14 protein-coding genes are annotated in these 12295 nt (G+C 64.5%); 4 read left to right on the top strand and 10 right to left on the bottom strand.

Annotated features, from left to right (window positions below; genetic code table 11):
• Window positions 1-20: 20 nt before the first annotated feature.
• From VNN77_19645 to VNN77_19605, 9 genes are all read right to left on the bottom strand, one after another.
• Window positions 21-1292: a GTP-binding protein gene (locus tag VNN77_19645; GenBank protein ID HXG53621.1), complete on the bottom strand. Its 1272-nt coding sequence runs from the start codon at window positions 1290-1292 to the stop codon at window positions 21-23.
• Window positions 1293-1314: 22 nt separating this feature from the next.
• Window positions 1315-2304 carry a sulfate adenylyltransferase subunit CysD gene (cysD, locus tag VNN77_19640; protein ID HXG53620.1) on the bottom strand — a complete coding sequence of 330 codons (990 nt, stop codon included), beginning with the start codon at window positions 2302-2304 and terminating at the stop codon, window positions 1315-1317.
• A gap of 21 nt (window positions 2305-2325) precedes the next feature.
• Window positions 2326-3108 (bottom strand): uroporphyrinogen-III C-methyltransferase, encoded by a 783-nt coding sequence (gene cobA / locus VNN77_19635; GenBank protein HXG53619.1) that lies wholly within the window; start codon window positions 3106-3108, stop codon window positions 2326-2328.
• Complete coding sequence (locus VNN77_19630) at window positions 3099-3734, bottom strand: bifunctional precorrin-2 dehydrogenase/sirohydrochlorin ferrochelatase (GenBank protein ID HXG53618.1); 636 nt, start codon at window positions 3732-3734, stop codon at window positions 3099-3101. The genes cobA and VNN77_19630 overlap by 10 nt, the downstream gene beginning before the upstream one ends.
• 14 nt (window positions 3735-3748) lie before the next feature.
• Entirely contained in the window at window positions 3749-4045 is a 297-nt protein-coding gene (locus VNN77_19625; protein HXG53617.1) for a hypothetical protein, read from the bottom strand.
• Complete coding sequence (locus VNN77_19620) at window positions 4009-4719, bottom strand: phosphoadenylyl-sulfate reductase (protein ID HXG53616.1); 711 nt, start codon at window positions 4717-4719, stop codon at window positions 4009-4011. Before VNN77_19620 ends, VNN77_19625 begins: the two co-directional genes overlap by 37 nt.
• Before the next feature lies 1 nt (window position 4720).
• On the bottom strand, window positions 4721-5323 hold the full coding sequence (locus tag VNN77_19615; protein ID HXG53615.1) for a hypothetical protein: 603 nt from the start codon (window positions 5321-5323) through the stop codon (window positions 4721-4723).
• A gap of 14 nt (window positions 5324-5337) precedes the next feature.
• Window positions 5338-7629 (bottom strand): nitrite/sulfite reductase, encoded by a 2292-nt coding sequence (locus VNN77_19610; protein ID HXG53614.1) that lies wholly within the window; start codon window positions 7627-7629, stop codon window positions 5338-5340.
• An 88-nt stretch (window positions 7630-7717) separates the two neighbouring features.
• Window positions 7718-8146 carry an Rrf2 family transcriptional regulator gene (locus VNN77_19605; protein HXG53613.1) on the bottom strand — a complete coding sequence of 143 codons (429 nt, stop codon included), beginning with the start codon at window positions 8144-8146 and terminating at the stop codon, window positions 7718-7720.
• A 344-nt stretch (window positions 8147-8490) separates the two neighbouring features.
• On the opposite strand from VNN77_19605, the gene VNN77_19600 reads away from it, so the two are divergent.
• Both VNN77_19600 and VNN77_19595 read left to right on the top strand, forming a co-directional pair.
• Window positions 8491-8721, top strand: coding sequence for a hypothetical protein (locus VNN77_19600; protein ID HXG53612.1), 231 nt, complete (start codon window positions 8491-8493; stop codon window positions 8719-8721).
• Between the two features lie 193 nt (window positions 8722-8914).
• Entirely contained in the window at window positions 8915-9637 is a 723-nt protein-coding gene (locus VNN77_19595) for a metallophosphoesterase (protein HXG53611.1), read from the top strand.
• On the opposite strand, the gene VNN77_19590 is transcribed toward VNN77_19595, so the two are convergent.
• Window positions 9623-10591, bottom strand: coding sequence for a hydroxyacid dehydrogenase (locus VNN77_19590; GenBank protein HXG53610.1), 969 nt, complete (start codon window positions 10589-10591; stop codon window positions 9623-9625). The genes VNN77_19595 and VNN77_19590 overlap by 15 nt on opposite strands.
• Before the next feature lie 194 nt (window positions 10592-10785).
• Here VNN77_19590 and maiA point away from each other — a divergent pair, with 194 nt between their 5' ends.
• Window positions 10786-11430 (top strand): maleylacetoacetate isomerase, encoded by a 645-nt coding sequence (gene maiA / locus VNN77_19585; GenBank protein HXG53609.1) that lies wholly within the window; start codon window positions 10786-10788, stop codon window positions 11428-11430.
• A 33-nt stretch (window positions 11431-11463) separates the two neighbouring features.
• Entirely contained in the window at window positions 11464-12240 is a 777-nt protein-coding gene (locus tag VNN77_19580; protein ID HXG53608.1) for a YdcF family protein, read from the top strand.
• The last annotated feature ends 55 nt before the right edge of the window (window positions 12241-12295 follow it).

Here is a 12295-nt window from a genome sequence, read left to right as displayed (position 1 = left end):
AGGAGACATCCCCCCGCCGCTCACGCCACCATTCCCGCGCCAACGGTCTCGTTGCTGATCGGGTCGATCACGATGAAGCTTCCGGTCGAGCGATTACGCGCGTAGCGGTCGAGGACCAGCGGCCGCTGCGCCCGGATCGCCACCCGGCCGATGTCGTTCATGCGGAGCTGCGCGGCGGCGTCGGTCGGCCGCAGCGAGCCGAGGTCGATGCGATAACGGACGCCGGTGACCGCGATCTTGACCGTCTGAGTGGTGTGCTTCACGAGGTACTGGCGCCGCAAGTCGAGCGGCCGCTCGGCGAGCCAGCAGAGGTCCGCTTCGCACACGCTGGCCACCCGGACATCGGCCCCTGCTTTGACGATCATGTCGCCGCGGGAGACGTCGAGTTCGTCTTCGAGCAACAGCATCACCGACTGCGGCGCCGCGGCTCTCGACAATTCGCCGTCGAAGGTGAGAATCCGCCTGATCGTCGACGTTCGTCCCGAAGGCAGGACCGCGATGCGCTCCCCCACGCCGACGGCGCCCGATTCGATCCGCCCCGCGTAAGCGCGAAAATCGTGATGATCGGGAATGCCCGGCCGACACACCCATTGCACGGGAAAACGGAAGTCGGCGCGACGATAAACGTCGTCGACCGCAACATTCTCGAGGAGCTCGAGCAGCGTCGGTCCTTCGTACCACGGCATGCGGTCGCCCCGCTTGACCACCATGTCGCCCTCGAGCGCGGACAGCGGCACGCAGGCGATCTCGCGAAACGCCAGGGCGGCCGCTCCCTGCGTGAACGAGTCCCGGACCGTCTCGAAGGCGTCCCGCGCGTACCCCACGAGGTCCATCTTGTTCACCGCCGCAATCACCCGCGGGATCCCCAGCAGGCTTGCGATGCAGGCGTGGCGGCGCGTCTGCCCGGTCGGGCCCTTGCGCGCGTCGATCAGGATCACGGCGAGGCTCGCCGTCGAGGCGGCCGTCGCCATGTTGCGGGTGTACTGCTCGTGCCCGGGGGCATCCGCGATGATGAACCGGCGCCTGGCGGTCGCAAAATGGCGGTAAGCCACGTCGATCGTGATTCCCTGCTCGCGCTCGGCCAGCAGTCCGTCGGTGAGCAGCGAAAGGTCCGGAGCGGCCGCGCCCCGCTTGCGGCTGGCTTGCTCGACCGCGCGCAGCTGGTCCTCCAGCAGCGCCTGTGAATCGTGCAGCAGCCGCCCGATCAACGTGCTCTTGCCGTCGTCGACGCTGCCCGCCGCGACAAAACGCAGGAGATCGACGCGATCGAACTCGAACCGCCCGACTTTCATCGAAAACCCCGACCGTCGTGCGTCAGAAGTAGCCGTCCCGCTTGCGCAGCTCCATCGAAGCTTCGGAGGTTTGATCGTCCATGCGCGTCGCCCCGCGCTCGCTGAGCCTCGCCCGGGCGGTTTCAGCGATGATCTCCTCCGCCGTCGCCGCGGTCGATTCGACGGGGCACGTGCAGGTCGCGTCCCCCACGGTCCTGAAGCGCACCGAAACGATCTCCACGGCCTCTCCGGGTCGCGGACGGACCGGGCCGGAGACGGGAAGCAAGCTTCGACCGCGACGGATCACCGGCCGGAGATGAGCATAGTAGAGCCGCGGCACCTCGAGCCGTTCCCGAGCGATGTAGCGCCAGACGTCCAGCTCCGTCCAGTTGCTGATTGGAAAAACCCGCATGTGCTCCCCCGGGTGAACGCGGGCGTTGTAAAGGCTCCACAGCTCGGGGCGCTGGCTCTTGGGGTCCCACTGACCGAACTCGTCGCGAAAGGAAAAAATCCTTTCCTTCGCTCTGGCTTTTTCTTCGTCCCTGCGCGCCCCCCCGATGCAGGCGTCGAAGCCGAATTCCTCGATCGCGTCGAGCAACGTCACCGACTGGTGGGCGTTGCGGCTTTCGTCAGGCGACCTCAGGATCACCCGTCCGCGCGCGATCGAATCTTGCACCGAACGCACGATGAGCCGCTCGCCCAGCTCCGCGACCCTGCGGTCCCGGAAATCGATCACCTCGGGAAAATTGTGACCCGTATCGATGTGCATCAGCGGGAACGGAAAGCGCGCGGGCCGAAAGGCCTTTTCCGCGAGCCGCAGCAGAACCGCGGAGTCTTTGCCGCCGGAAAAGAGCAGGACGGGATTGCGGCACTCCGCCGCGACCTCTCTCAGAATGTGGATCGCTTCGCTCTCCAGGAGATCGATGTGAGAGAGCGTCGGTTCGCTGTTGGCGTCCGTGGACCGCGCCGGCCCTGCAAAGCCGGACGCGGTCGATTCCCTTCCCGTCCATTCGAGTTCCTGGCTCGCCTTCATCGGGTCTTTCCCGTTGCCTTTCTAAGGGCTTGTGCCCGCCTGGTCTGTGCCGAGCGCCTCGCGCAGCGTGCCGAACCAATCCAATCGGTCCTTCAGCTCCACGACCTTACCCACGACGATGACCGCCGGCGGCTCGAGATGGGCCGCCTTCCCGGCGATATCGCCGAGCGTTCCGCTCACGGTTTCCTGCGCCGGAGTGGTCCCCCATCGAATCACCGCGGCCGGAGTCTCCGGGGGCAGCCCGTGGCGGATGAGATCGGCAGCGATCGCCGGCAGGTTTTTAAGCCCCATGAGCACCACGAGCGTATCCACCGCCGTCGCGATCCGGCCCCAGTCCACGGGTGGCCGCGGCTTGCAGGCGTCGTGGCCGGTCACCACCGCGAAGGACGATGCGAAGTCCCTGTGCGTGAGCGGAATTCCGGCGTAAGCCGGCACCGCGACCGCCGAGCTCACCCCGGGAACGATCTCGAACGGTATTCCCGCCTCGGCCAGCGCCGCGGCTTCTTCCCCTCCCCTTCCGAAAACGAACGGATCGCCGCCCTTGAGCCGCACGACCTCGTAGCCGAGCCGTGCGTAGCCGATGAGAATTCGATGAATCTCGCTCTGCGTGAGGCCCCGATGGCCGGCCCTTTTCCCGGCAAAGACGCGGATCGCAACCGGAGGCGCTTCCTCCAGAAGGAGGGGGTTGACGAGGTGATCGTACACGACCACTTGCGCGAGTTGCAGCCGCTGAAGGCCGCGCACGGTCAACAGGCCGGGATCACCCGGGCCCGCGCCGACGAGATAGACTTTCCCTAATCGCATCCGGCCGCTCCCAATTCCTTCAGCAGAAGGCTCCTCGCCCCGGCAATATCCCCTCTCGCAACGAGCCGCTTTGCCTCGCCGCCGAGCGCCCTGCGCCACGTTTCATAGTCGGGAGCGATGGCCCGCCGGCGCAGCTCCCGCCGGACCTCTGCCGCGACCCGGGCGAGGATCTCGTGCTCGGAGGTGAAATGGCGTTCCAGCTCCTCGCGAATCGCCCGCGCGAACGCAGGACTTCCGCCGCCGGTCGATACCGCCACCACGAGATCGCCGCGCCGCAGCACCGACGGCAGGACAAAGTCGCAGCTTTCCGGATCGTCGGCGGCGTTGAGCCAGACACCGCGTTCAACGGCTTCCTCTCGGATCTGCGCGTTCACCTCTCGGTCGCCCGTCGTCGCAAAAGCGATCTCGTATCCGGAGAGGTCTCCTCGGCGATAGGCTCTCGCCCTGAGCCCGACCGTGCCCGCTTCGGCCCATCGGGCGATGCGGGGAGTAACCTCGGGGCTCACGACGGCAACAACAGCCCCTGCCTCGAGCAGCCCCGCGATCTTTCGCTCCGCAACGGCGCCCCCGCCGATCACGAGGCAACGGCGCCCTGAGAGTTGGAGAACGATCGGATAAAAACCCATCTTCCGTCCCCCGCTCAGCCGACCTCCCACAGCTCGCCCTTTGCCCTTTCCACGACGCGGCGCGCTTCCGCCAGGAACAACCGCCGGCCGAAAACCCCGACGTCCGCGGCCCAGCCCCCGGCGCGGAGCTCCCGCCGGTAGAGCGAATCGGCGAGGCTCAGGAGCACTTTCTCGTACGGCAGCCGTTTTTCCTTCGCGAGCAGCGCCGCGAGAAACTCTTCGGAGTCCGTGACGGGAAGGCGAGCCGACGGCGCCAGCGCGTACACGTCGCCGGTTACGTTGCCTGTTCGCTGCCCGCGTGCAGTCCGCATTCCTTCCCCTCCGGCGGCTCCCACCACCACCGCCCGGCGCGCAGCTCCTCGCCAAAGCCCACCGCGCGCGTGCAGGGGGCGCAGCCGATGCTGGCATAGCCGCGATCGTAGAGCCGATTGTAAGGCACGCCGTTTTCCCGGATGTAGCGCCACACCCGCTCGGTGGTCCAGTCGACCAGCGGATTGATCTTCAGGATGCCGCCGTGATCACGATCGATCTCCAGCTTCCGGAGAGCCGAGCGCGCCGGTGCCTGCTCACGGCGCAACCCGGTCATCCACGCGCGCAGACCCTTCAGCGCGCGTTTGAGCGGCTCGACCTTGCGGACCGAGCAGCAGAGCCTTCGGTGCGCGACGGACCGGAAGAACAGATTGACGCCGTGCTGCCGCACCATGGCCTCGATACCGGCGAAGTCGGGAAAGAAAACCTCGATCTCGATCCCGTACCGGGCGCGCATCGCCTCCATGCAGTCGTAGGTCTCCTGATCGAGCCGCCCGGTGTCCAGCGTGAACACGCGGAACGCCGGCCCCCTCGAGCGGTGCATCATGTCGATCAGGATCGATTCCTCGGCCTGAAACGAGCACGCCAGCGCGATGTCCGGAGAAAAGCGGTGGAGCGCCTGCTCGACGACTTCCTCCGCGGCAAGGTTCTCCCAGGCAAAATCGGTGTCGGCCATCCTAGATTCCTCGGAAAATGTCTTTCTCGCTTGCGGGCCGGAGTACCTGCAGCAACTCCACGGCGCTCCGCGACGTCGGCGCCGTGAGGCGGAGGTTCAGCCGCTTGCGCGGGTCCGGGTCGCGATCGAAGCCGAGAGACGCGCACGGGTAGAGCAGCCCGGCCAGAATCGCAACCTCTGATTTCAGCGCCTCGTAGCATTCGTCGTTGTTGGGCGCGCCGAGGCGGTCGTTGACCGAGAAGAGCAGCTCGTTGCCCGAGAATCTGACGACTCCGCCGAACAACGGCTCTTCCTCCAGCCGCCGGCAATTCTCCAGCGCGGCCGTCAGCACCGCGCGAAGGATTTCCTGGTTCGAGCCGTCGAGTCGAGCCTTGCGGCTGTAGAGCAGCCCGCGCCGGTTGTCGGTTTCGTCGATGCTCACATTGGCATCGTACGCCACCAGTACGATTCCCGGCCCCCCCTGCATATGGCTGTAGTCAGCCACGTCGTGGTAGTTTCCCTCGCCCTGCTGGATCCATCGATGAAAGACCTCGATGAAATCCGCGAGCGGCGGACGGCCGGGATCGGTCGTGAACAGCTTCACCGCGAGCTTCTGCAGTTCCATCGATGCCCCGCTCGTCAAGCGCCCGGCTGAGCCGGCGCCGCCGGGAATACTGCGGATCCGCCGCCGCTTCGCAGCCGGTCGTGGCAGCTACGGGCCGCGTCGATGAACAGCTGCGCCTCCTGCAACAGCCGGACGGCGCGATCGGCGTCGTCGATCCGTCCGCTGTCGAGGAGCTCCTTCGCCTTGAAAAGGTAGTCCGCGAACTTCCCGCCCGCGTATTTGTCCCAAAAGAGCTGCGTGTCGCAAAAGCGCCGCCTGAACTCGGCCAGGATTTCCCGCTCCTCTGTCGCGGCCGCCGTTCCCTGAGCCTGAACCAGACCCTGCGCGGCGCGGAGCATTGCGCCGTAGGCGGTTTTAACGGCCTCCTCGATGCGCCCGGTGTCGATGAGCAACTGCGCCTCGAACAGCTCGCGCTCACTGGCGGCGAGTGCGAATTCCGCCTGGCTTACCACCTCGCCGGCGCATTCGCCGGTCCCCAGGTCGGTGAGCGTGAACACGCGCGGATCTCCCCAGTCCGTGTAATACGAAGCGTCCGCGTCGTGGGCGGGGATCGCGCTGAGCTCCTGCAACAGCCCCTTGATCTCCTGCTTTCCCACCCGGCGAACGAACGCCTGAAAGCTCTCGCCCTTCGAACGCCGCCGCACGTAGTGATCGGCGATCGCGACCACCGCCTCCGGTATCCGCTTCGACGGGACGGCGCCGATCGGGACTCCGTACTCTCGGGCGTTGTCGCTGAAGACACCGCCCAGGACGACCTGGAAGTGCGGCACCTGGAAGCCGTTGACGTTGCGGTTGACGCCATAAAAGCCGATGTCGGCGACGTGATGCTGGCCGCACGAGTTGAAACAGCCGCTCACCTTGACCCTGAGGCTCTTCACCGCCTCGTCGAGCTCCAGGCTCTTCTCGCCGAGCCGGCGGCGAAGCTCGCGGGCGAGCCCGCGGGAGGAAGCGATGCCGAGCTTGCAGGTATCGGTGCCGGGACACGCCGTCACGTCCACGATCGTTCCCGCATCCGGCATCCCCAGACCGATGGCGCGGATCGCGCGGTAGAATTCCGGGAGATCTTTCTCGCTCACCCACCGGAACAAGATGTTCTGCTCGACGGTGGTGCGCAGCGTATCCTTCACGAAACGCCGCGCGATATCGGCGAGACCTCGAAGCTGGTCCGCGCTGATATCCCCGAGCGGGAGCGTCACCGTCGCGGCGGCGTATCCCGGCTGTCGCTGCTGGTAGACGTTGGTCGCATACCAGGCCTCGAAACCGGGCGGCCGGTCGCCTCCGTCGAGGGCGGCTCCGGGCCTGAGCGGGCATTCCCCCGGCTCTTCGCGGGCGAGGTGCGCCGTCCAGCGCGGGTCGAACGCGAGCTTGCGGCGCTCGTCGAGGACGAGGTCGCGGAACCTTTCGATGCCGAGGCCGGCAACCAGGAACTTGAGCCGTGCCCGCTGCCGGTTGCGCTTTTCGCCGAGGCGCGCGAAGACACGCGAGATCGCCTGCGCGGTGGGCAACAGCTCTTCCTCCGGCAGGAACTCGTCGAACAGTTTCGCCTTGTAGGGCACCGCTCCCAATCCGCCTCCCACATAGAGCTCGAAACCCCGCTTTTCCGTGCCGTCGATCACCCGGGTACGCGCGATGGCGCCCACATCGTGCATGGTCACGAGCCCGCATGGATGCTCCCGGCACCCCGAGAAAGCGATCTTGAACTTGCGGCCGAAATCCTGCGTGTCGGGATGACCGAGCAGGAACTTCGAGCAAGCCTGGGCGTGAGGCGTAACGTCGAACGCCTCGTCGCGGCAGACCCCTGCCAGAGGGCAAGCGGTCACGTTGCGGACGACGTTTCCGCAGGCTTCGCGTGTCGTTATTCCCACCGCGGCGAGCCGGCGCATGAGGGCCGGGGTGTCCTCGATGTGAACGAAGTGAAATTGAAAGTCCTGGCGCGTGGTCACGTGCGCAACCCCGTCGGAGTACTCTTCTGAAAGCTCCGCCAGCGTCTCGAGCTGCGCTGGGTTGAGCCCCCCGAAGGGGATCTTGATGCGCATCATTCCCGGAGCGTCCCAGAGGGTATCGGGACCTTTCAACGTCCCGGGCGAAAGATTGAGCTTCCGGACCTTTATTCCGTCGTGACGCTGCCCGTTGTCATAACGCTGCCCGTAGATGCCCCGGCGCAGGCGGGTTTCGGCGAATACCTTCTCGTCGATCTTTCCCTGCCTGCGGAGCTCCATCTGCTGCTCGAAAATGTCGATCTCGCGGCCGAGCTCGGGAGCAATGCGGTCTGCGAGCTTTTCTTTCCAGCTTGGAGTCGCCTTCACGGTTCACCTCCATGGCTCCACGCAGTGATGAAACTTTACCGATTGGTTTAGTCGGAAAAGGAGAAAAAAAATTTTCTGCAGCCATTGATCAGATGTAGAACATGTAGGCGTCGGGCTTTGCCCGACAAAGGTCCGCTATGGTCGACTCCTCGAGAACCTGTTCCATAGCCCTGAGCCCTCTCGCCCAGATCTCGACCACTTTTTGACACGCTGGAGACAGCCCGGATTTCTGGCCGCTGATATCAATCGTCAGCGAAGGCCCCTCGAGCGCGCGTAGCGCGTCCCGTATCGTAATCAGCTCGGGCGGCCGCGCCAGCGTATAGCCTCCGGCCGGACCGCGGGAGCCGTGCACCAGCCCCGCCCGTTTGAGAAGGACCATGATCTGCCCCAGGTATTCTGTTGGAATGTTTTGGTTTTTTGCGATTTCTTTCACCTGCAAGGCCCTGCGCGACGAGTAGCTCGCGGCCAGCTCTGCAAGCGCCAGCAATCCGTAGTATCCTTTCGAACCGATCTTCATTTTACGAAATGCCACGATCTTAAGTGATAGAAGCGGAAATGTCAAGAACTGTATCTGGCCCGTAAACCATAGGTCCTCAAGGAGCGATCGAACCGGAGCATCCTCGTACGGGTCTGGTCGGGGCGAGATTACCCGATTGCACGCCTTTTCAGGGCCACGAATACCCTTGAGGATATCCGTGGTCTGTTATATAAAGCGGCGTCGACGTGAATTAAAAAGAAGGAACGCACGTCTAAGATTTCGAAAACATCACTTCCGGAGGCCGTTTCGAGTGGAGGGCGGGACGCTGGCCGGGGTTGTTTTCGGAATCGAACAGGAATTTTCAAACTAAGGAGGACTTCTCGATGAAACGTTTTCTGGGTGCGTTGATCGCTTCTTTATTCCTCGCCTCGGGAGCTTTTGCCGCCAGCAGCGAAGTGAAAGCGGAGAAGGCGAAGGAGAAGGCCGAGGCCAAAGGCGAAGAGAAAGGCAAGGGCGAAACGAAAAAAGAAGCCGCCAAAGCCAAGGCCAAAGGCAAAGCCAAGGGCGAGGCCAAGAAAGAAGAAGCCAAGAAAGAAGAAGGCAAGACCAAGTAACCTGCTTTCCATTCTCTTCAGAGGAAGGTGGCCCTCCCCGCCTTCCTTTTTTTCTCTTTCCTGACCGTGCCGCGGCCGTTCCGGAATTGTCGAGACGGCCGTTTGCAAGCAGCCTGCCGGGCGGACGTTTGCAAACCGTCGGCCTTTCCTGCTACCGTCGGCGTATCACGCGCCCGTTCATTCGTACCGTTCGATGACCCCGCCGGAACCCAACACGGTTATCCTCCACAGCTCCGACATCCATCTCGGGGTCGACGACAGCTTTGACCCGGGGCGGGGACTGCGAAGCCTCAAATTGCTCAAAGGAGTGCTCGCGGCAGGGGAAGCCGTCAGCGCGGACATCGTCGTGCTTGCGGGAGACACGTTCGACAATCACCGCCAACCCGCGGACCTTCTTCACCGGGCCGCGGATATCATGCGGGACTATGGGCGCCCGATCATTGTGCTCCCCGGCAACCACGACCCGCTGACTCCGGACTCGGTTTACAGGCGCGCCGGTCTCGCCACGATTCCGAACGTCATGATTCTCGGGCTGAACGTGGACAACACGGTGACTTTCGAAGCGCTCGATCTCGAGATCTGGGGGCGCCCGCACATGGATTATCTGGACATGTCACCGTTGGCCGATCCCCGCCCGAGGCGCGCGCGCTGGCACCTCGCCACGGCTCACGGCCACTACGTGGACGAACCCGAGGAGCCGGGACGGCTGCTCGGCTCCTGGTTGATTCGTCACGAAGATCTCGTCGCCACCGGCGCCGACTACGTGGCTTTGGGCCACTGGAACCGCGCGGCTCGGGTCGGAAACGGCGAGGTCGTCGCCCACTACTCGGGGTCGCCTGAATACGAGGGCACGGTCAACGTCGTACGGCTTTGTCCCGACCGCGGCGTCGAAGTGGGCCGCCTACCGGTCCGATAGGTCGAAAACGGGGTTTTTCGGCCGCTCTCCACGCAATACGCGAATTACCTCCTCCGCGGCGCCCCGCTCCCCGCGCGCCGCCGCCTCGTGGGTCATGGCCCCGATGTGAGGCGTCAGGATCACGTTGCTCAGCCGAAGGAACGGATGGTCCGGTGCGAGCGGCTCGTGCTCGACCACGTCGAGCGCGGCGCCGGCGATGGCCCGCTCGGCGAGAACGGCGCACAGCGCCCCCTCGTCGACGATTCCGCCGCGCGCCGCGTTGAGGAGATAGGCGGTGGGCTTCATCAATCGCAGCCTGTCGGCCCCGACCATGCCCCTGGTCTCTTCGGTCAGCGGGCAATGAAACGTCACGAAATCCGAGGCCGCGAGCAGCTCCTCCAACCCGACGAACCGGCCGCCCAGAGCGGTGACATGCGACTCCGGAATGTACGGATCGAAAACCAGCAATCCCATCTCGAAGGCACGGGCACGGAGGGCGACCCTCGTGCCAATATTCCCCATGCCGACGATCCCCAGGGTTTTTCCGGCGAGCTCGACTCCGGTGAACTTTGCGTAGTCCCCCCATTTGCCCTGCCGCACCGCCCGGTCCGCTTCCACGGTGTGCCGCGCCAGGGCGATCATCTGGCCGAAGACCAGTTCCGCCACGGATACGGCGTTGCTCCCCGGCATGTTCGTGACCCAGATTTTCAGCTCCTTTGCGGCATCGAGGTCGACCCTGGAAGGATCGACGCCGACGCCCGTCCGGGCGATGATCTTCAGCCGACCCCGGCTCGCGAGCATGAGATCTCGCGTGATCTTTCCTTTGCGACTGATCACGGCGTCCACCCGGCCGACTTCCAGCTCCCAGCGTTCCGGCTCCATCCAGGGGTTCACTATCACCAGCTCGACGCGCTCCGCGAGCCACTTGAGAACGTCGGTCTGGAACTCCTCGACCAGCACTCTGCCCAATGCCATGCCCGACCTCGCCTGCAGGTTTTGTTCCGTCTCTCCTACCATGGAACCGCTCCGCGTGAAACGGGACGGGACCTGTGCCGCCTTGCCGCTCTTGACCCCGTGATCTCAACTGTACTAATGGAAATGACACGCGCGATGCGTCGGACATCGTTTCACGACACGTCCGCGGGGGTCGTTGAGAGGGAAAAGAGCGCATGAAGCTCTACACGTTCTTTCGAAGCTCAGCCTCCTACCGGGTTCGGATAGCGCTCAACATCAAGGGCCTGGCATACGATCAGATTCCGATCCACCTTCGACGCGGAGGCGGAGAACAGCTGGGCCCGTCGTACCGGGCCGTCAACCCTCAGGGCCTCGTCCCCGCCCTGGAAGACGGCGGTCGCGTTCTCATCCAGTCGCTCGCGATCATCGAATACCTGGAAGAGCGGTATCCCCGGCCTCCACTCTTGCCGCGCGATCCCGCCGATCGGGCTCTGGTGCGAGCGATGGCCCTGGTGATCGCCTGTGAGGTCCACCCCATTCAGAATCTCCGGGTCCTGAACTTTCTCAGAGACCGCTTCCATCACTCCGACGAGGAAGTGAACGCCTGGGCGCGCCATTGGATCGATCTCGGCTTGTCGACTCTCGAGACGATGGTCGTTTCCGTCCCTTCCCGGGGGAGCTTTTGCTTCGGCGGCGCTCCGACGATGGCGGATATCTGCCTGATCCCGCAACTCGGCAACGCCCGACGGTTCGGCTGCGATCTGTCGCGGTACCCGAACCTGCTCGAAATCGAGCGGGCCTGCATGGCTCTGCCTGCCTTCGCCGCCGCGGCCCCGGAGAAGCAACCGGATGCGGAGTAGGCCCCTGAACCCGTCTCGACGGCGTCTCTTTTGATGTTCGTCGCCAAGCAGTTTCTGAAAAGCCTGATCATGCCGCCGGTCCCCTGGCTGCTGCTGCTGCTGGCGGTGCTGATCCTCTGGCGGCGTCGGTGGGCGCGAACGCTTCTGGGGCTGGTCCTCTGTTTGATTGTTCTCCTGCACAGTGCCCCTTTCGGCTACCTGCTCCGTCACCCGCTCGAAAGCCGCTACCGCCCTCTCCTCGATCCGCGCCGCGCCGAGCCCTATCAGGCCATCGTCGTGCTGACCGGCGGGATCCTCCCGGCCGAGGGGCTGATCCCTTTTCCCACGCTGGAGGAATCGATGTTCCGCCGCCTCGATGAGGCGTGGCGCCTGTACCGCATCAGTCCCAAGCCGGTGATTGTTTCCGGCGGGCATGTCAATCCCTTCACGGCGCCAAAAAACGAAAACCAAATCGCGCGCGATTATCTCATTCGCTGGGGCGTGACCCCAGATCACGTGATCGGGGAAGGCCAGTCGCGCGACACTTTCGAAAGCGCCGTCGCGGTGGGAAAGCTGCTCCGCGAGCGCGGCTGGAAGCGTTATTTGCTGGTGACGTCCGCGGTCCACATGCCTCGGAGCATGCTGGTTTTCAGGGCGAAGGCACCCGAGCCCGTTCCGGCGCCGGGAGATTTTTCCCTCGGCAAGCAACCGCTCACGCCGCTCGATTTTTTCCCGACCGAAGGAGCGGCGCGAAACATCGCCGCTTCTCTGCACGAATACGTCGGTCTGGTCAACTATTACTGGCGCGTACAATACGGGGAAGGCTCGTAGCCCCCTGCTCCTGGCCGCAAAGGTTCGATCCTCGAACCGGGAACGCCCTGCAGAG

Source organism: Candidatus Zixiibacteriota bacterium, from assembly GCA_035574315.1.
GTDB lineage: Bacteria > Desulfobacterota > Binatia > UBA9968 > UBA9968 > DATLYW01.
The sequence above is the reverse complement of the archived record's forward strand: the minus strand, read 5'-3'. Positions and strand labels throughout refer to the sequence as shown.